This is a genomic window from Actinospica robiniae DSM 44927, from assembly GCF_000504285.1.
GTDB classification, from domain to species: Bacteria; Actinomycetota; Actinomycetes; order Streptomycetales; family Catenulisporaceae; genus Actinospica; species Actinospica robiniae.
Genome location: NZ_KI632511.1, coordinates 8,312,993 through 8,331,265, shown reverse-complemented (window position 1 = coordinate 8,331,265; position 18,273 = coordinate 8,312,993). Strand labels below are relative to the sequence as shown.

Genomic DNA, 18,273 nt, shown 5'->3' with positions numbered 1-18,273 from the left:
CCTGCTGTCATACCTTTGACACCTTCGGGGGAAGTGGGGAATCGCCCGGCCCGCGAGCTCCGTTGCACCAGGCGTGACTGATCACCTGAAGAAGATCGAACTGGGCTCCTACGGTGTGTGGCGGGGCGGAGCGGTCTCGCCGGAGCTCGCCGTCGAGCTCGAGCGGCTGGGCTACGGCGCGCTCTGGCTCGGAGCGTCGCCCTCGGCCGACCTGGCAGAGGTCGAGCAGCTGCTCGACGCGACCGAGAAGCTGGTGCTGGCGACCGGGATCGTGAACATCTGGTCGGCGCCCGCGGACGAGGTCGGCCGCTCGTACCAGCGCATCGCGGCCCGGTACCCGGACCGGTTCCTGCTGGGCATCGGCGCGGGCCACCCGGAGGCGACGTCGGAGTTCACCAAGCCCTACGAGGCGCTCAACGCCTACCTGGACGTTCTCGACGCGGCCGGCGTGCCCCAGGAGCGGCGCGTGCTCGCGGCGCTCGGGCCGCGGGTGCTGCGGCTGGCCGCCGAGCGCACCGCCGGGGCGCACCCGTACCTGGTCAACGCGGAGCACACCCGCGAGGCGCGCGAGATCCTCGGCTCCGGGGTCCTGCTCGCGCCCGAGCAGAAGGTGGTGCTGGAGAGGGACCCGGCCGCGGCGCGCGCCGCCGGCACCCCCACCCTCAAGCGCTACCTCGGGCTGCGCAACTACGTCAGCAACCTGCGACGGCTCGGCTTCACCGAGGACGAGGTGCGCGGGGACGGCAGCGATCGGCTCTTCGACGCGGTGATCCTGCACGGCGAGACCGAGGAGATCGCCGCCGGCGTGCGGGCCCACCTCGATGCCGGCGCCGACCACGTCTGCGTCCAGGTCATCGGCACCGACGACGTCCTCCCCGGCTTCCGCGAGCTGGCCGGCGCGCTGGGCCTCGGGTGACCGGCCGATGACCTATCCCATGACGTCGTATCCGGAGCCCCGCTACACCGGAGAGGGCGGCGAGGTCAGCGCCCGCCTCCGCGCCGCCGACGCTCCGCCGGATCTGACCTATCAGAGCGGCAACCGGGTGCACTACCTGGCCACCGGCGCGAGCACGGACGGCAAGTTCGGCCTGTACCGCTGGGACTTCGGCGCGCAGCCGAGCGGCCCGGCCCCGCACTTCCACCGCACGATCGCGGAGTCCTTCTTCATCCTGGCCGGCACGGTGCGCCTGTTCAACGGCGAGAAGTGGGTGGACGCCACGGCCGGCGACTACCTCTACGTGCCGGAGGGCGGCATCCACGCCTTCCGCAACGAGTCGGGTCAGGAGGCGTCGATGCTCATCCTGTTCGCCCCCGGCGGCCCGCGCGAGCAGTACTTCGAGACCCTGGCCGCCCTCGCCGGGCAGCCGGACACCGAAGAGACCCGCGCCGCCCGAGAACGCAATTCCCTGATGCACGACAACTTCTGGGTCTCATACGATTGATGATCGGCTGAGCGGTTGTCGTTGGGTTGGGGCGGGCGCTTCGCGTCGCCCTCGGTTTCGTTTGTCCGCCCCGCCCACTCGTTGCGTGGGTGGGGCGGGTTGGGGTTTCAAGCTTTCGCCTCCGGCGCGGGCCTTCCCTCGGAGAGAGATGCCGGAGTCTGTGGGGTGCTTGCGTTGGCGGGGCGGGCTGGTGTTCGGGGTGGTCGGGTGCCGGGTGTGTGCTCTCTCCTCGGTCGGTCCCCGGAGGCAATCAGGGACCTGCCGGGAGGTCAAGCGGCGGTGGTTTCCGTTGATGGTCGATTGTGCATGGCGCCGCTTGACCTCCCGGCAGAACCCTGATCGGGCTTCGCCTGCCCGACCGAGGAGAGAGCCCACCCCCTGGGGAGTGGTGTGAGCTGCGCTCGGGCCCGGGTCCCGGCCGGTGTCCCGGTCGCGCTCGGTGCGGAAGAATCCTGCACCGCCCTGACCCGACCGACGCTCCTCTTCGGCTGCCTGGTTCGCTCAGCCTTGTGGTGTGGTGTCCGGTGGTTCGGCTGTGCTCGATACAGGATGTTGCATCACGTAGATTCCTGTATCGCCGGTTGCGGTACCGCTCCCATCTCCTACTTCAACGCCCGGGAGCATCCGCGAGTTCCCGGGAATATCCCTGATTCTTTTACCACGCAAGGGTCGTATACACGCCTTTTGTCAGTGGCGGGCTCTAGAATAGAAGTGTTCGGGGATGTCGGGGCCGGTGAGGGGAGGGTGTCGTGGACGGGGTGACTGTGGAGATCGCGTCGATGTCCCGCGTGGTGCGGGGGGTGCTCGAGCGTGCGCGGGCGGGTGGGGATGATGTGGGGCGGGTTGATGCGGTGCGTGAGGCGATCGTGGAGGTGGGCCGGGCGGCGCAGGCGCTGCAGGGGATGCTGCTGGCGCTGGTCGGTGAGGGCGACCGGCTGGGTATCGCGCGTGGGGGTGTGGGTCCGTGGCTGGGGACGGTGCTGGATGTGACCGAGGGCCGGGCCCGCGCGCTGGCGCACGACGCCCGGCTGCTGGCACGGCTGCCGGGGGTGGAGGCGCAGTTGTGCTCCGGGATGATCGGGCCTGATTCGGCGCGGGCGTTGGCGCGCACGGTCAAGGCGGTGCGGGCGACGGGCCTGGACCCCGCGGAGGAAGCCGCCAAGACGCTCGAGGTGACCCGGGAGCGCGGTGCGCGGGCCGGGCTGGAACGGGTACGGGTGCTCGAGGAGCAAGTCGCGCCGGGTTCGATCGAGGCGCGTCACGCGCGGGAGCGCGAGCGTTCTTTCGCCCGGATCAGCACGTGCGGGGAGGGTCAGATGCACCGGTGTGAGATCCTGCTCGATCCGGTGCGCGGCGCCGTTTTCCAGGCCGCGATCGATCTGCAGGTCGCCGAGATGATCCGGACCCGGCAGTTCGACGGCGGAGAGATCGTACCGGAGGATGTGCGCAGCACCGAGCAGATGAACGCGGAAGCGGTCACCCGGCTCGCACAGGTCTTCCTCGATGCCCCGCCCGAGCAGCGCCACGCCCACTTCTCCCTGCCCGCGCTCGCCGTCACCATCGAGCCTCCCGCACCCGCGGCGGCCGTGAAGAAGCCTGCCGCACCCGCGGCGGCCGTGAAGAATCCTGCCGTGCCCGCGGCGGGCATGAAGGATCCTGCCGTGCACACGGAGATCCCCGCCGGCTGTGCGCGCACGGTGTTCGGGGCGTTGGTTCCGGCCGGGCGCCTGCCCAAGCGCGGTGATCCGCGGCGCCACGAGCTGGTGACCGACGGGCGTACGGGCACCTTCGACGGGATCGCGCTGGACGGTGACCCCCGGGCGCGTCTGGCCTCGCCCGCGCAGCGCGGGTTTCTCGCATGGCGCGACCGGTACTGCACCTACCCGGGCTGTGACCGCCCCCTCACGTTCGCCCTGCACGCCCACCACGTCGTGCCGTTCGCGCACGGCGGAGAGACGAGAGTGGGAAACCTCCGCCTGTACTGCGCGAAGCATCACACCACCGTCCACCAGGAGCGGTGATGCACGATCCTGTATCGGCCCCCGGGCTGCCGGACACTGCTGGGCACGGCTCCCGGACCACGCAGCCGAAGAGAAGCGGTCCCATACAGGCGGTGCAGGATTCTTCCGGATCGAGCACGGCCAGGCCACGGGATGGGACCCGGGCCCGAGCGCAGCTCACACCACTCCCCAGGGGGTGGGCTCTCTCCTCGGTCGGGCAGGCGAAGCCCGATCAGGGTTCTGCCGGGAGGTCAAGCGGCGCGATGCAAAATCGAGCATCAGCCCAAGTCACCGCCGCTTGACCTCCCGGCAGGTCCCTGATTGCCTCCGGGGACCGACCGAGGAGAGAGCACACCCCCGCAACCCCACCACCCCAAACACCAACCCGCCCCACCAACGCCAGCACCCCACAGACCCCGGCCTCTCTCCGAGGAAGGGCCTGCCAGCGGCGATTTTTGTCTTGAAACCCCAGCCCACCCCGTCAACGCAACGAGTGGGCAGGGTGGGCAAACGAAACCGTGGGCGAAGCGAAGCGGCCGCCCCAACCCGACAAGCCAACTACACCCCGCCAACACTCAGCCGATCATCGATTCGGTACTAGGCACGCTCTATGCAGCCCTGGCCCGCGGCAAGACCCGCGACCAGGGCCGAAGCGGGCGCGTTGGCGACACAGACCCCTGCCACTACCCACCACAGCAGCGCCGGGCCGCCGGCGGCGAGCAGCCAGGCGCTCAGCAGCGGCGCCAGGAAGGTCGCGACGCCCCAGCTCAGGCCGTACACGGCGAGGTAGCGGGCGGCGGCGCCGGGCGGCGCGAGGTCGCTGACTAGGGCGAGCGACCGGCCCATCACGAGCAGCTCGCCGATGCTGATCAGCGCGGTCGGGCCGAGCAGCGTGGGCAATGTGTGCGCGAGGGCGAATCCGGCGAGGCCGAGCGCCATCAGCACGTAGCCGCCTGCGAACATCGATCCGACCGGCAGCTCGGCGATCCTGCGGATGCGCATCACCGGACGCACCACCACGAGCGTCAGCGTCGAGGCGGCCATGAGCAGGCCGGCGCTCGCCGGGTTCAGGCCGTATCCGGCCAGGGACAACGGAAGCGCGACGATGATCAGCATGTAGATGCTCGCGAAGACGGTACCGCCGGCCGTCACGAGCAGCAGAGTCCTGTCTCGCCAGGGCGACGTGGTGCCGGAGCCAGCGCCGGAGCCGGACTCCTTCGGCGCTCCGGCTCGGCGCGGCCTGGCGGCGTCCGGCTCCAGCGAGCAGCGCACGAGCAGCGCGCAGGCCAGGCAGCTGGCCGCGTCCACGACGAACAGCCAGCGCAGGTTCGAGCGGCCGACGAGATCGGCGACGAGGCCTGCTCCCATATTGCCGACCGAGAGCGCGGTGGTGAGCAGCGCGAAGGCGGCGGTCCGGTCGGCGGGGCGCACCGCGTCGGCGATCATCGCCTGGCTGGGCGGCTCGTAGAGTTCGAAGGCCAGGCCCAGAACGATCGCGAAGACGGCGGCGAGGGCCAGATCCGGCGCCGCGGCGAGGCCGAGCTGGGCGGCGGCGCAGCCGAGGAGCCCGATCAGGATCGTGCGGCGCGGGCCGCACCGCTCGGCGAGGCGGCCGCCGAGCAGCCGGCTCGGGATGGTGGCGAGTCCGAACGCCGCCGAGACCGCGCCCGCCGTGGCCAGCCCGGCGCCGAGGTCGCGGCTGAGCAGCACGGTCAGGAACGCGAGGGAGAACGCGCCGAGCTGGTTGACCGCCCGGGCCGCGATCAGCAGCCTGACCTGGGTCGGCAGGCCGCGTTCGGTTTGCCCCGCCTGGTCCGGTTCGGCGGGCGCCGACGTGGTCGCGACGCGCATGGCGAGCCCTCCCTGACGCAACTCGTGACTGACGAAACCTGTATCGTTGGTTATCAACCTAGACGCGGGGAGAGTGACCGGTCAAGTGATGTTCGATAGTCACGTGGCGCTGCTGTTGGAGGCGTCCGTCTCGTTCGTGAACGACTTGACCGAGGGCGAACGCCGCGGAAAGCCTTATGCCGCACCGGTTGGCGAGTCGCTGTTGACCGCGGCGGCGTCGGCCATCCCGGCCGGGACGCAGGGCAGCCGGCCGGCCCGGCTGCCGCTCGACGGCGCCGAGTACCTGGCGCGCGCCGCGCAGGTGATGCGCCGCGTCTTCGAGGCCATGGAGGACGGCCGGGTGGACGACGCCGCCGAGGCCGTCAACCTTCTGCTGCGCGACACGGGCGCCCGCCCACAGCTCGACCGCGTGCCCGGGGAGCCCTGGCAGCTGCACTTCCACGGCTCGAACGACGGGTACGGGGTCGGCTGGTCCGCCGGATGCGCGACGGCGCTCGCGCTCGCGGTCGGCAGCGAACTCGCCGGCCGCCTCGGCGTGTGCCGCGCCCCGCACTGCGACCGTGTGTACGTCGACACCTCCCGCAACGCCGTCCGCCAGTTCTGTTCGGCCTCCTGCCAGTCCCGGGTCAAGGCCGCCGCGTTCCGCGCCCGCCGCGGCCAGGGCTGAGCCTGCGAGCAGGTATAGACCTGCTGCACGACCGCGGCGCCGGCCCCCGGCGCCGGGCCGCGGCCCGGCCGGCAGCGCGGCTTGAGCCGTGATTGAGGATCACTTAACCGAGCAAGCCTTGACCGCGCCAGTGGTCTAGTCCAATCTGTGACCTCATCAGGCCCCTGCGGACGACCGCCGCCCCGCGGCCGAGCCCGACCGCGCCCGCCCGCGACCCGCGGGCCGGCCGGGGGCCGACGAGAAGGAGGACACCCCACCCATGCGCTTGCGCAAGAGCGTCCGAGCACTCCTGGCCGTGGCCCTCGCCACCGGCGGCACCGCAGGCATCCTCGCGGCCACCGCCGAGGGCGCCCAGGCCGCCGCCACCGCCATCCCCGCCCACGTCTTCGCGCCCTACTTCGAGGCATACAACGGCGACAGCCTCTCCGGCCTGGCCCAGCAGTCCGGCGCGAAGTATCTGACCATGGCCTTCATCCAGACCGCGAGCAAGGGCTCGTGCACCGTCGACTGGAACGGCGACAGCAGCACCCCGATCGGCACGGCCTTCGCCAGCGACATCGCCTCGGTCCGGGCCGCGGGCGGGGACGTGATCCCGTCCTTCGGCGGGTACACCGCTGACGACACCGGCACGGAGATCGCGGACAGCTGCACCACCGTCGCCTCCATAGCCGCGGCCTACGAGAGCGTCATCACGACCTACAACGTCACCCGGCTCGACCTGGACACCGAGGACAACTCGCTGACCAACTCGGCCGGCATCGACCGGCGCAACAAGGCGATCAAGATGGTCGAGGATTGGGCCGCGGCCAACGGCCGTACCGTCCAGTTCTCCTACACCCTGCCCTCGACCACGAGCGGCCTGGCCGACTCCGGGCTCGCCGTGCTGCAGAACGCGGTGAGCAACGGCGCGCGCATCGACGTCGTCAACATCATGACGTTCGACTACTATGACGGCGCCACCCACGAGATGGCCACCGACAGCGAGAGCGCGGCCTCCGGCCTGCACAGCCAACTGGCCTCGCTCTACCCGAGCGACAGCAGCGCCCAGCTGTGGAACATGATCGGCGTGACCGAGATGGTCGGCATCGACGACTACGGCGCGGCCGAGACCTTCACCACCGCGGACGCTCCGACCATCGAGAGCTGGGCCACCCGGCAGGGCCTGGCGGAGCTCTCCTTCTGGGCGCTGCAGCGCGACAACGGCGGCTGCCCCGGCACCGCCGGTTCCGACAGCTGCTCCGGCATATCGCAGAGCACGTGGTTCTTCTCGAACACCTTCGAGCCCTTCACCAGCGGCGCGGGCACGACCCCGAGCACCAGCGCTTCGGCGTCCGCGTCGGCTTCGGCCAGTGCGTCGCCGAGTGCCTCGGCGTCCGCCTCGTCCTCTCCGACGGGCGGTACGGGCACGTGCACGGCGACGGCGTGGAACTCCACGACCGCCTACAACGGCGGTGCGGTCGTCTCGTACAACGGCCACACCTGGACCGCCAAGTGGTGGACCCAGGGCGACATCCCCGGCAACAACTCGCAGGGCGTGTGGACCGACAACGGCGCCTGCGCCGGCGGAACCCCGACCGCGACCTCGACGACGTCCGGCGGTTCAGGCTCGTGCACGGCGGCGGCCTGGAACTCAACGACCGCCTACAACGGCGGCGCGGTGGTCTCGTACAACGGCCACAAGTGGACTGCGAAGTGGTGGACCCAGGGCGACACCCCGGGCAGCAACTCGCAGGGCGTGTGGACCGACAACGGAGCCTGCTGATAACAGAGCAAGAAAGAACCGGGTCGCGAGCCTTGGCGAGGCTCGCGACCCGGTTCCTTTTTCAGCGGAGGTCAGCGGAGATCAGTCGCTCTCAACAAGCGCCGTTGTCCGTCCAGACACCCTGCGAGTTGTTGCCGGGGATGTCGCCCTGGGTCCACCACTTCGCGGTCCAGGTGTGGCCGTTGTAGGACACGACCGCGCCGCCGTTGTAGGCGGTTGTGGAGTTCCACGCCGCGGCCGAGCAGCTGCCCGAACCACCCGTCGGAGAAGACGAAGTGGTCGGGGTTCCGCCGGCGCAGGCGCCGTTGTCGGTCCACACGCCCTGCGAGTTGTTGCCGGGGATGTCGCCCTGGGTCCACCACTTGGCGGTCCAGGTGTGGCCGTTGTACGAGACGACCGCACCGCCGTTGTAGGCGGTCGTGGAGTTCCAGGCCGCCGCTGTGCACGTGCCCGTACCGCCCGTCGGAGAGGACGAGGCGGACGCCGAGGCACTCGGCGACGCACTGGCCGAAGCCGACGCGGACGCCGAAGCAGAGGCCGAAGCCGAAGCCGAAGCGCTCGCCGAGCCGGTCGGCGGCGCCGGGCACGAGGCCGCGGAGCCGTTGATGTCGCTCACAGTGTCGTTGAACAGCGTCGCCGCCGGGTCGAGATCGTAGAGCGAGAACATCATCGCGCCGCCGAGGCCGTTACAGTGCGCGTAATCGGACAGCGCCTGGATGGACTGCGCGTCCTCGCCGGTCCAGAAGTTGGTGCCGTCGTAGAAGTACGCGGCCTCAGCCACCGGATCCCAGTACGTGTCCGCGGAGTTGGCCACGATGCCGGTCAGCTCCTTGTACATCTGCACACCCGGCACGTTGCCCGAGTCGGCTGCTCCGCCGGCCGGACTGCTGGCCGGTTGGAACAGGCCGTGGTTGCTGCCCGCGGCCACACCCGTCCAGCCGCGGTAGTAGAACGGAACGCCGACCGTCAGCTTGTTGGCCGGGAATCCGCCCGGGATGCCGTACTGCGAGTCGCCCACCGTGTACGCCTTGACCGCCTCGTCGACCGAGTACTTCTCGGTGCCCGGGGAGACCGGCGTCATCGGGTCGTTCGGATCGTCGTAGATCGGCGCCTGGTGGTTGGTCGGGCCGGTGGCCTCGAAACCGCCGTGCATGTCGTACGTCATCGCGTCGCCGAAGGTCAGGTACTGGCCGATCTTGTCGGTCTCGATGTTCTGGATCTTGTCCTGACCGGACGGAAGGGCGGCGGAGAGGGTGTACTGCTTGCCGGTGGTGGCCGTCAGGGCAGTGAGCTCGGTGCGGAACTCCTGCAGCAGCAGGGTGTAGTTCTGCTTGTCCGCCGGGCTCGCGTCGTTGCCGAGGTGGCCGCCGCCGCCCGGGTACTCCCAGTCGATGTCGAAGCCGGAGAAGATCCCGGCCGCCGTGCCGGCGCCGCCGTAGCCGCCCTGCGAGGGCAGGTTGCCCTTGATGAACATGTCGATGCAGGAGGAGACGAACTTCTGCCGCGAGGCCGCGGTGGCGGCCACGTCGGAGAAGTACTTCGAGTACGTCCAGCCGCCGAGGGAGACCTCGACCTTGAGGTTCGGGTACTTCGCCTCCAGCTCCTGGAGCTGGTGGAAGTTGCCCACGATCGGCATGTTGTACGCGTCGGCGGTGCCGTCCACGCTGATGTCCGAGCCGAAGGACTTCTGGTAGTCGGCGAACGCGTCGCCCGCGCCGTCGCCGGCGTTCGGGTCGTTCTCGCCGGCCGGGTCCGGGTCCGAAGCCTTGGTGGCCTCGAAGCAGGTCTTGTTGGCCGGGTCGATGTTCTCGAAGTCGTAGATCAGGTAGTCGAGTTTGCCCGCCATGCCCTCGGTGTCGAGGTTCTTGAGGTAGAAGGCGTTCTGGTAGATCGACCACTGGTCGAAGTAGGCGATCTTCAGTCCGCCGGAGGTGGCCGCGGCGCCGGTGGTGTTCAGCGGCGCGGCCTGCGCGCTGCTCGCGCCGAGGACGGAGAGGGTGGCGGTTCCGACCGCCACCGCGAAGGCGGTACCCGCGGCAGCGAGCACCGCCTTCAGGGATCTGCGCATGGTTCGCTCCTGGTTGTAGGGGTTGCTGATGCGCCGGCCGGGCCAGGGGTTCAGCACGGGCCGTTGTCGGTCCACACGCCGGCGGCACCGCCGGGCGTGTCGGCCTGCGTCCACCACTTGGCGGTCCAGGTGTGGCCGTTGTAGCTGACCACGGCACCGCCGGTGTACGCGGTCGAGGAGTTCCACGCGGCGGCCGAGCAGGAGCCGGTGGTCTTGGTGCTGCTCGGGGAGCCGGTGGCGGTGGCCGTCGCGGTCACCGTCGGGGAGGCCGAGGCGGACGGGCTGGCCGGGGGCGCGCTGGTCGGCGGGGTGGCCCCGGCGAACTGCGCGGTGTACTTGGTGAAGTCCCAGGAGTTCTGCGGCACGCCGGAGCAGGAGCCGGAGAGCTGGCCGTTGTTGTCCGCGGGGGTGCACTGGCGGTCGCGGTTGACGTCCCAGAAGGTGTAGCGGCCGAGCCCGTGGCTGGTCGCGTAGCTGAGCACGGTGGAGAAGTCGGCCTGGTAGAACATCTCGGCCGAGTCGGTCCGGCCGTTCATCATCGACACGCCCTCGTGCGCGTAGGCGGTGGCCGAGTCCCAGCCGAAGGTGCTCATCAGCAGCGTGTGGTAGGCCTCGAGCGCGCTGGTCTGCGCCGCGGCGCCGCTGAAGCCGCCGTCGAACGGCATGATCGAGTAGTTGTTCGGCGTGAAGCCGAGCGACTTCGCCTCCTGCAGCAGCTGGGTGCCGAACCAGCCGGTGCCGGCGGCGGTGCCGGGCATGGTCACCGAGATGTACATGCCGGGGTTGTTCTTCTGCAGGATCTGGGCCGCGCCGAGCTCGTTCGCGATGGCCTGGGTGTTCTCGTACTCGGGCTCTTCGAGGTCGAAGTCCATCGCGTGCAGGCCGTACTGGGTGACCACCTGCTGGTAGGCGGCGGCGGTCGCGGCGGCGGTGCCGCAGACCTGGCCGAGCTTGGTGCCGCCGTAGCCGCCGATGGACACCGAGACGTCGCCGCCGGCGGCGCGGATCTCGTTGATCACCGGACCGACGGTGGTGTCGCCGGACGTGGGGTCGGTGCCGTTCCAGGTCGGCGTGCAGCCGCCGGAGTTGGGGGCGAGGATGAAGGCGATCTCGAACGCCTTCTGCCCGCTCGCGGACATGACCTGGGTGGGGTCGGGCTGGCTGCCGTCGACGAACAGGTAGGGCGCCGAGGCGTACCAGTTGGAGCCGAGGGCGGAGGTCGCGGCGTATCCGGTCCCTGACGCGGCCAGGACCCCGCCGACGCCCAGTCCGGCAGCGGCTAGCACGGCGACGAGGCCGGTGCGCCTGCTGCGCAGTCGGCCTCGGCCGCGGGATGTCATGATGTCCATAGGTGTTCTCACCACTCCGATGCGTTGCTGTTTCACGGCGCTCCGGCAGAGCCGAAAGGTCGACGCCGCGAGCGTGGGTGCGCGCCGGTTCGTGGGCGAGTCGGCGCGGTGGGATAGATGTACTCGCGAAACTGAGAGATCGTCAATACTGGTCTAGTCCAATGGGACTAGACCATGCAGATCGACCAGCGAGAATCAGCAGGTAGAGACGTTGATCGTTCGCAGTGTACGAGTGATAACCCGAGTTTAAGGAAACCTTGAGATGATCTTAAGCTTCGGCGACGTCACCTCGGCGGCCGCGGAACTGCTCGGGACGCCGGTCCCCGAAGCGGTCCGGCTGCCCGCGAGCCACACCAACGAGACCTGGCGGGTGGCGACCGCGGCCGGAGCAGTCTACGTGGTCAAGATCGGGCCCGCCGGGTACGCGGCGAAGTGGCGATCAGCGCATCAGGCTCTTGATCTGGCGGCCGCGGCCGGCGTGCCGGTGGCCCCGCTGGTGCGCTCCGCCGTGCGGGGCGACCGGTTGGTGCGGGCGTTCGGCTGGGTCGAGGGCCGCCCGCCCGAGCCGGGTGCGCTCGGCCCCGAGGGTGTCCGGCGGCTGTTCACCGACCTCGGCGTGGCGCTGCGCGCGCTGCACGGGATCGAGCGCGATGGATTCACTTCTCGGCTCGACGGTTCCGCGCCGTCCTTCGCCCGATGGCCGGACTATCTCAGCGTTCGGATCGAGGCGATCGCGGCCCGCTGCCGCGCGACCGGCGCGCTCGAGGAGAGTGAGCTCGCTCGGGTACTCGCCGCGGTCGAACGGCTGATGGCGCACGTGGGCGACGAGGCCCGACCGACCTTGTGCCATCGGGATCTGTACGCCGACAACCTGCTCGTCGAGCCGAACGGACGGCTGGCGGCGATCCTTGACTTCGACACGGCCGAGGTGTGGGACCACGCCGGCGAGTTCGACAAGCTGGATCGCTTGCTGATCCCCGCTTTCCCGGGCGCGCGGCGCTGGTTCGACGCGGCGTACTGGGAAGGGCTGCCGCGCCCGCCGCACTGGGACGAGCGCGTGCGCCTCGTCGCCTTGATCGAGGCACTCAATACCCTGCCTAACGCGATCAGCGCCGGGTGGGAAACGGCTTTCGCCGACGATGCCCGGGCGCGGATGCGGAGCATGATCGAACTCTGCTAGACACTTGTTCGACCCCTGTCACACCGAAGGGCCCGGCTCGACGCAGAACTCATTGCCTTCCGGGTCCGCCATCGTGGTGAGCGCCGCGAAGTGCCGCACGACGGTCGCGCCCAGGGCCTCGAGCCGGCGAACCTCGTCGTCCATCGGGCCCGGGGCGCGCAGGTCGAAGTGCACCCGGTTCTTCGCGGTCTTCGGCTCGGGGACGCGGGTGAACCAGATGTTCGGCCCGCCCCACCCGGCCGCCTCCAGGAACGCCTTGTCGGGCGTCGCGTCCTCGTCGACGTCGGTCCCGAAGACCGCCGCCCAGAACGTCGCGAGCGCCCGGGCGTCGTGAGCATCGAACGAAACGCTCTTGATGACACTGGCCATGCGCGCCATGGTAGCGAGGATCAGCCGGCCGGAGCGCCGATCCGGCCGTCCTCGAGCGCCGAGCGCAGCACCGCGAAGGCCCGCGCCGCGTCCGCGATCGCGGCGGGCCCGAGCGGCCCCGCGACCAGCTCGGCCAAGGCCTCGCCGACCGTCGGCACGGCCGCGTCGACCAGCCGCGCGCCCTCGTCGGTCAGGACCAGCAGCGAGGAGCGGCGGTCGTCCGGGTTCGGCTGCCGCTCGATCAGGCCGGCCCGCTCCAGCCGATCAGCGCTCTTACTGGTCGCGCCGATGCCGACGGCGAACTCCGCCGCGAGGTCCGCCACCCGCGCCCCGGGATGCTCGCGCAGGTAGTGCAGGAACTCGAACTGCGAGGTGACGATCCCGTGCCGCTCGCGCAGGCGGTCGTTGAGGGCGTTGTAGAGCCGGGTCTCGCAGCGCACCACGTCGGCGAAGAACCGGGCGAGGGCGGCCGGGTCGTTGCTCAATTTAGCTTCCTAGGCATATAGTGTTCGAGAAGATACTTCCGAGGATACTTCTAAGGAGAGCGTACCCGTGAGCAGCGAACAACGCGCCCGTCTCGACGCGCAGATGCGGCACCCGCGGCCCGAGCAGGAGCAGCCGCCGATCGAGGAGGTGCGGGCTGATTTCAGGGAATTGATGGCACGGATGGCGCTGCCGGACGGCTTCCGCACCACCCCCGCGACCCTCGGCGGCCGGCCGACGCTGCGGGTCGAGCCGGAAGCCGGGGCGCGCCCCGGCACGATCCTCTACCTCCACGGCGGCAGCTGGATCGCCGGCTCCCCCGAGACCGCGCTCTGTCTGACCGCGAACCTCGTGGTCAGGACCGGCTTCACGGCCTACTCGGTGGACTACCGCCTGGCCCCCGAGCACCCGTTCCCAGCCGCGATCGACGACACCGTCGCCGCCTACCGGGAACTGCTCGAACGCGGCGAAGACCCGTCCGCCATCGTGTTCGCCGGAGACTCCGCCGGCGGCGGCCTGTGCGTCACCGCCTCCCTCGCCGCGCGCGACGCGGGTCTGCCGCTGCCCGCCGGCATCCTCACCTTCTCGGCCGGCCTCGACGCCACCCGGACCGGCGAGAGTATGCGGACCAAGGAGGGCATCGACCCGATCTTCAGCCGCAAGGACTTCCAGGAGACCTCGCCCATGTACCTGGCCGGAGCCGACCCGAGCCAGCCGCTGCTGAGCCCGGCCGTCCACGCCGACCTGACCGGCTTCCCGCCGCTGCTGCTTCAGGTCGGCGGCAACGAGATCCTGCTCGACGACTCCACCCGCCTGGCCGTGCGCGCCCGGGAGGCAGGCGTCGACGTCACCCTCGACGTCACCGCCGGCGTGCCGCACGGGTTCCAGGTGTTCACCGGCGTCCTGGACGAGGCGAACGAAGCCCTCGACCGCGCGGCCCTCTTCCTCACCCAGCGCGCCCGGTCACGCCGGTAGGGAGCCACCAGCGCCGCCGGTCATGACCGTCGCAATGATCGGCAGAGCTTTTCATTAAGTCTCGATCTTCGTCGAAACGGGGGCCCGCATCGCCGAAGCCCCTGGCGGGAGGGGACATTCGTCTGCGAAGATCAGCCCATGACGACGGACCCGCTGGTGGCAAGAGCTCGCGCGCTGTGGCAGGAGCTGGCCGGCGAGCCGGTGTCCTTCGATCCGGCCGGCGGCGTGCGGGTGGTGGTGGCGCCGGAGTCGCGATTGTGCCCGCGGGGCTGGGTCGGGGCGGTCGCGATCGGCGGTTCGGTGCTCGTGACGGCGCCGGACGAGAGCGTCGCCGACGCGGTCGGCACGGCGTTCTGCGGCCTCTCGGTCGAGGCGATGGTGAACCCTGATACCGTCGCCGCGATGCTTCCGGTCGCCGAGAGGCTCGGCCCGGCGACGCTGGCCTACCTCAGCCCGGCCGAGTTCCGGCCGGCGGTGGCGAGCGGCCTGGTCGTCGAGCAGCTGCCGGCCGAACATTCCGACCTGCGCGAACTCGAGCGGTCGGCCACCGCCGAGGAAGCCGGCGAAGCCGGGCTCGACGGCGTCACCTCACCCGCCTTCGTCGTGCGCATAGACGGCACGGTCGTCGCCGCAGCCGGATACCGCGGCTGGCCGGGCCGCACCGCCCATGTCAGCATCCTGACCGCACCGGCGTGGCGCGGCCGGGGCCTCGGCCGGGCGGCGGCGTCCAGCGCCGTGGCCCACGCGCTCGCGGAGGAGCTGCTGCCGCAGTGGCGGGCCCGGCCGCCCGCGTCCCGCCGCGTGGCCTCCGCGCTCGGCTTCCGCGAGCTCGGCGCGCAGCTCAGCTGGCGGCCGACTGGAACGGTTAAGCTCGACGAGCCAGAACCCTGATGGTTCCGGGAACGGCCGCCGCGCCGGGCGCGGCGGCTGGACCCGGGCGGCCGCGCGGGCCAGAATGCATCCCGTGATAGGTGAGCAAGGCACCGCTTCGGTCCAAGCCCCCGTCGAGCGCTCGTTCCTGACCTGCACCACCGAGGTCGCCCTCCTCCTCGAGCTCGACATCAGTACTCTGCTGAGCGGCCCCCGCGCGGCGCGCCACGTGGCCGCCGCCGTGCGCCGGCCGCTGCTCGAGCGCCCCACCCTGGCCGAGTCGTTGTTCCGCCCGCTGCTGGCCGCCGCCGTCTACGAGCCGGACCCCAGCTTCTGCCGCTGGTTCATCGAGCCCGCGCTCTACGCCTTCGGCCGCCGCCGCGTCTGCCAGGCGCTGGTCGACTACCTGCGCGAGGGCTCCGACGCCGAGCGGGCCGGCGCGATCAGGTCCTGGTACTGGGCGCACCTGCCGCTGCGCGCGAGCCGCCGCCCCGCCTACGCGCCCACCGGCATCCGCGACCCAGCCCTCGACGAGTCGCGCGACATCGTCGACGCGTGGCTGGAGACCTCGCTGCGCATCTTCGAACACAGCGACGACCTCAAGACCCGCCGCCGCGTCCTGCTCCAGCTGCCCGCCTCCCCCACCGCCTACCCGCCGCACCTGCGCGGCCTGCTCGACGAGAACGTCGCCGTCGCGCAGGTCCATGAGGACCAGCACATCCGGCACTGGGGCGACGCCGTCGCCGGCCGCCGCGCCGATTGATCAGGAAGACACTGCCTAGTCCGCGATGCGGCTGAAGGCGGCCTCCGGTGCCGCCGTGTGGACCGAGTGCGCGAGCAGGGCCAGCCCTTCCGCAGCCGGCGTGCCTTCGGCGGCGGTGTAGACGAGCAGGCGCTGGCCCTCGTCCTCGGCCGTCGTCAGCGTCTCGAAGTCGAGTTCGAGTGCGCCGACCACCGGGTGGTGGAGCAGCTTGCGGCCGGAGGTGCAGTTGCGCACCGGGTGGCGGGACCAGAGCGACTCGAACTCAGGGCTGTTGATCACCAGCTCGCCGACCAGCTCGGCCAGCTTGGGGTCGCCGGAGAAGCGTCCGGCGGCCAGCCGCAGATTCGCCACCGCACGCTGCGCCTCCTCATCCCAGCGGGCGTAGAGCTCGCGGGTGTGCGAGTCCAGGAACAGCATCCGCTGGAGATTCGGCCGCTCGGTCGGACGCTCCGGGGCCCGCTCGGGCAGGTGCGAGGCGACCAGGGCCCACCCCATCCGGTTCCAGCCCAGCACATCGCTGCGGCGGTCCATCAGGATCGCCGGGGTGTCGCCGAGCCCGGCGAGCAGCTGCCGGAGCCCGGGGCGCGCGAACTGCGGCCGGGGCGCCGGAGTACGACGGCGCGATCCACCGGAGTCGGCCAGGTGGCGCAGGTGCGCCCGCTCATCCTCGGTCAGCCGCAGCGCGTCGGCGAGGGCCTCGAGCACCTGCACGGACGCGTGCACGCTCTGGCCCTGCTCGAGCCGGGTGTAGTACGCGGCGCTCACCCCGGCCAGCTGCGCCAGTTCTTCGCGCCGCAGCCCGGGCACGCGGCGGCGCGACCCGTAGTCGGGCAGGCCCACGACCTCCGGACGCAGACCGGAGCGACGCGACTTGAGGAACTCACCGAGCTCAGCGGAATCAGCCACGATCTCAGTATCCGCCCGACAAGGCCGCGCATCCCCGCTCAGCCTGACCCTGTCATGCATAGGCATCGGCGTGGTATGCGGCCGGTGCCTACGTAAAGCAGACGTCTGGCTGGCCGCCGTCCGCGAACGCAGACTTCCCCTCATGTCAACGCTGAACGATCTCTCCGAACCCGTCACCGAACCGGCCTCGTCCGCGGCTCCGGTCCGGCTGGACCGGCGGCTCCGGCTGGTCCTCGTCGTCCTGCTGGCCGCGCAGTTCATGCTCGCGGTGGACTTCTCGATCCTGAACGTGGCGCTGCCCGCCCTGGGGCGCGGCCTGGACTTCCCGCTCGGCGACCTGCAATGGGTCGGCACCGCGTTCGCCCTGGCCGCCGCAGGCTTCACCCTGCTCTTCGGCCGCGTGGCCGACCTGATCGGGCGGCGCCGGCAGTTCCTCGCCGGGCTCGCCCTGCTCGGCATCTCCTCGCTGGTCGGCGGCCTCGCCGTGGATCCCGGGATGCTGCTGGCCGCGCGGGCCGTGCAGGGCCTGGCCACTGCGGCGGTGACCCCGGCCGGCCTGTCCCTGTTGACCTCCGCCTTCCCGCAAGGACCGTTGCGGGACAAGGCACTCGGGCTCAACGGCGCGTTGATGTCGGCCGGCTTCACCACCGGCGCGGTCCTCGGCGGCGTGCTCACCGACCTGCTCAGCTGGCGCTGGGCGTTCTTCATCAACGTGCCGGTGGCCTTCGCCGTGCTCGCGGTGGCGCCCCTGGTGCTCCGCGACAGCCGGGCCGCCGAGCGCCCGCGGCTCGACGTGCCAGGCGCCGCGGCCGTCACCAGCGGTCTGCTGGCCGTCGTATTCGGGCTGACCACGGCCGGCGAACACGGCTGGGGCGACCCGATCGCTCTCGGCTGCCTGATCGGCGGCATCGTCCTACTCGGCGCCTTCGTGCGGATCGAGCGGGCCGTGCCGCGGCCGCTCGTCCCTGTCAGCATCCTGACTCGGCGCACGGTGGTGGTGGGCAACCTGGCCGGCCTGATCGCCTTCGCCACCGAGACCTCGCTGGTTTTCGTGCTGACGCTTTACCTGCAGAAGGTGCTGGGTTTCTCGGCCATGGCCGCCGGGTTGTGCTTCGCCGTGCTCGGACTCGGCACCGTCATCGGCGGCGTCCTCGCGCCCCGGATGCTCGGCCGGATCGGCCCGCGCTCCACACTGATGTACGCCGGAGCGGTGCAGGCTCTGGCCACGGTCCTGCTGCTCGCACTCGGCCCGGGCCACGGCTCGCTCGGCCTGATGCTGCCCGCCACATTCCTCGGCGGGGTCGGCAACATGCTGGTCATCGTGGCCTTCATGGTGCAGGCCACCTCTGACGTGCCGCAGCAGGATCAGGGCATGGCGACGGGGCTGGCCACGATGACCCAGCAAGTCGGCATCACCATGGGCACGCCGATCATGAGCGCCGTCGTGACGGCGCGCACCAATGGCCTGACCGACCCGGCCGCCATCCTCACCGGCGTGCACGCGGCCGTCTTGGTCAACGCGGCGCTGGTGGCGGCCGGCGTGCTGATCGCGGCGCTGTTCGCCCGCCGCCGCGCCACGAGGCGCTAG

16 protein-coding genes are annotated in these 18,273 nt (G+C 71.0%); 10 read left to right on the top strand and 6 right to left on the bottom strand.

Annotated features, from left to right (window positions below; all coding sequences use genetic code 11):
• The first annotated feature begins 73 nt into the window (after positions 1-73).
• From ACTRO_RS35945 to ACTRO_RS35935, 3 genes are all read left to right on the top strand, one after another.
• Entirely contained in the window at positions 74-916 is an 843-nt protein-coding gene (locus ACTRO_RS35945) for an LLM class F420-dependent oxidoreductase (RefSeq protein WP_034270404.1), read from the top strand.
• A gap of 7 nt (positions 917-923) precedes the next feature.
• A complete protein-coding gene (locus tag ACTRO_RS35940; RefSeq protein ID WP_034270401.1) occupies positions 924-1,442 on the top strand; it encodes a cupin domain-containing protein in 519 nt (172 codons plus the stop codon).
• A 749-nt stretch (positions 1,443-2,191) separates the two neighbouring features.
• On the top strand, positions 2,192-3,463 hold the full coding sequence (locus tag ACTRO_RS35935) for an HNH endonuclease signature motif containing protein (RefSeq protein WP_157436626.1): 1,272 nt from the start codon (positions 2,192-2,194) through the stop codon (positions 3,461-3,463).
• A 576-nt stretch (positions 3,464-4,039) separates the two neighbouring features.
• On the opposite strand, the gene ACTRO_RS35930 is transcribed toward ACTRO_RS35935, so the two are convergent.
• Positions 4,040-5,293 (bottom strand): MFS transporter, encoded by a 1,254-nt coding sequence (locus ACTRO_RS35930; RefSeq protein ID WP_084316782.1) that lies wholly within the window; start codon positions 5,291-5,293, stop codon positions 4,040-4,042.
• An 88-nt stretch (positions 5,294-5,381) separates the two neighbouring features.
• On the opposite strand from ACTRO_RS35930, the gene ACTRO_RS35925 reads away from it, so the two are divergent.
• Positions 5,382-5,960, top strand: coding sequence for a CGNR zinc finger domain-containing protein (locus ACTRO_RS35925; RefSeq protein ID WP_034270398.1), 579 nt, complete (start codon positions 5,382-5,384; stop codon positions 5,958-5,960).
• A gap of 259 nt (positions 5,961-6,219) precedes the next feature.
• The gene (locus ACTRO_RS35920; RefSeq protein ID WP_034270394.1) at positions 6,220-7,722 is read left to right on the top strand and encodes a chitinase; all 1,503 of its coding nucleotides are present in this window, start codon (positions 6,220-6,222) and stop codon (positions 7,720-7,722) included.
• 91 nt (positions 7,723-7,813) lie between these two features.
• Here ACTRO_RS35920 and ACTRO_RS35915 read toward each other — a convergent pair whose 3' ends face one another.
• Both ACTRO_RS35915 and ACTRO_RS35910 read right to left on the bottom strand, forming a co-directional pair.
• Positions 7,814-9,790 carry a glycosyl hydrolase family 18 protein gene (locus ACTRO_RS35915; protein WP_034278285.1) on the bottom strand — a complete coding sequence of 659 codons (1,977 nt, stop codon included), beginning with the start codon at positions 9,788-9,790 and terminating at the stop codon, positions 7,814-7,816.
• A 50-nt stretch (positions 9,791-9,840) separates the two neighbouring features.
• Positions 9,841-11,139 carry a carbohydrate-binding protein gene (locus tag ACTRO_RS35910; RefSeq protein WP_211244518.1) on the bottom strand — a complete coding sequence of 433 codons (1,299 nt, stop codon included), beginning with the start codon at positions 11,137-11,139 and terminating at the stop codon, positions 9,841-9,843.
• A gap of 262 nt (positions 11,140-11,401) precedes the next feature.
• Between ACTRO_RS35910 and ACTRO_RS35905 the strand changes: the two genes are divergently transcribed.
• The gene (locus ACTRO_RS35905) at positions 11,402-12,319 is read left to right on the top strand and encodes a phosphotransferase family protein (RefSeq protein ID WP_034270392.1); all 918 of its coding nucleotides are present in this window, start codon (positions 11,402-11,404) and stop codon (positions 12,317-12,319) included.
• A gap of 18 nt (positions 12,320-12,337) precedes the next feature.
• Here ACTRO_RS35905 and ACTRO_RS35900 read toward each other — a convergent pair whose 3' ends face one another.
• Entirely contained in the window at positions 12,338-12,688 is a 351-nt protein-coding gene (locus ACTRO_RS35900) for a VOC family protein (RefSeq protein WP_034278281.1), read from the bottom strand.
• A 20-nt stretch (positions 12,689-12,708) separates the two neighbouring features.
• Positions 12,709-13,173, bottom strand: a complete 465-nt coding sequence (locus ACTRO_RS35895) for a MarR family winged helix-turn-helix transcriptional regulator (RefSeq protein WP_034270389.1) — start codon at positions 13,171-13,173, stop codon at positions 12,709-12,711.
• Positions 13,174-13,240: 67 nt separating this feature from the next.
• Here ACTRO_RS35895 and ACTRO_RS35890 point away from each other — a divergent pair, with 67 nt between their 5' ends.
• The 3 genes from ACTRO_RS35890 (at position 13,241) to ACTRO_RS35880 (ending at position 15,779) form a co-directional block, all read left to right on the top strand.
• Positions 13,241-14,146, top strand: a complete 906-nt coding sequence (locus ACTRO_RS35890; protein WP_034270386.1) for an alpha/beta hydrolase — start codon at positions 13,241-13,243, stop codon at positions 14,144-14,146.
• A gap of 138 nt (positions 14,147-14,284) precedes the next feature.
• On the top strand, positions 14,285-15,037 hold the full coding sequence (locus ACTRO_RS35885) for a GNAT family N-acetyltransferase (protein WP_034270383.1): 753 nt from the start codon (positions 14,285-14,287) through the stop codon (positions 15,035-15,037).
• Between the two features lie 73 nt (positions 15,038-15,110).
• Positions 15,111-15,779, top strand: a complete 669-nt coding sequence (locus tag ACTRO_RS35880) for a hypothetical protein (protein ID WP_157436625.1) — start codon at positions 15,111-15,113, stop codon at positions 15,777-15,779.
• A 15-nt stretch (positions 15,780-15,794) separates the two neighbouring features.
• Here ACTRO_RS35880 and ACTRO_RS35875 read toward each other — a convergent pair whose 3' ends face one another.
• Complete coding sequence (locus tag ACTRO_RS35875) at positions 15,795-16,685, bottom strand: helix-turn-helix transcriptional regulator (RefSeq protein ID WP_034270381.1); 891 nt, start codon at positions 16,683-16,685, stop codon at positions 15,795-15,797.
• A gap of 142 nt (positions 16,686-16,827) precedes the next feature.
• Here ACTRO_RS35875 and ACTRO_RS35870 point away from each other — a divergent pair, with 142 nt between their 5' ends.
• A complete protein-coding gene (locus ACTRO_RS35870; protein WP_034270378.1) occupies positions 16,828-18,273 on the top strand; it encodes an MFS transporter in 1,446 nt (481 codons plus the stop codon).

Excerpts from the sequence above, each read along its gene's own strand:
- ACTRO_RS35905 (WP_034270392.1), top strand. The coding sequence starts at position 11,402 with ATGATCTTAAGCTTCGGCGACGTCACCTCGGCGGCCGCGGAACTGCTC.
- ACTRO_RS35885 (WP_034270383.1), top strand. The coding sequence starts at position 14,285 with ATGACGACGGACCCGCTGGTGGCAAGAGCTCGCGCGCTGTGGCAGGAG.
- ACTRO_RS35870 (WP_034270378.1), top strand. The coding sequence starts at position 16,828 with ATGTCAACGCTGAACGATCTCTCCGAACCCGTCACCGAACCGGCCTCG.
- ACTRO_RS35920 (WP_034270394.1), top strand. The coding sequence starts at position 6,220 with ATGCGCTTGCGCAAGAGCGTCCGAGCACTCCTGGCCGTGGCCCTCGCC.
- ACTRO_RS35940 (WP_034270401.1), top strand. The coding sequence starts at position 924 with ATGACCTATCCCATGACGTCGTATCCGGAGCCCCGCTACACCGGAGAG.
- ACTRO_RS35900 (WP_034278281.1), bottom strand. The coding sequence starts at position 12,688 with ATGGCCAGTGTCATCAAGAGCGTTTCGTTCGATGCTCACGACGCCCGG.
- ACTRO_RS35915 (WP_034278285.1), bottom strand. The coding sequence starts at position 9,790 with ATGCGCAGATCCCTGAAGGCGGTGCTCGCTGCCGCGGGTACCGCCTTC.
- ACTRO_RS35930 (WP_084316782.1), bottom strand. The coding sequence starts at position 5,293 with ATGCGCGTCGCGACCACGTCGGCGCCCGCCGAACCGGACCAGGCGGGG.
- ACTRO_RS35910 (WP_211244518.1), bottom strand. The coding sequence starts at position 11,139 with ATGGACATCATGACATCCCGCGGCCGAGGCCGACTGCGCAGCAGGCGC.
- ACTRO_RS35925 (WP_034270398.1), top strand. The coding sequence starts at position 5,382 with ATGTTCGATAGTCACGTGGCGCTGCTGTTGGAGGCGTCCGTCTCGTTC.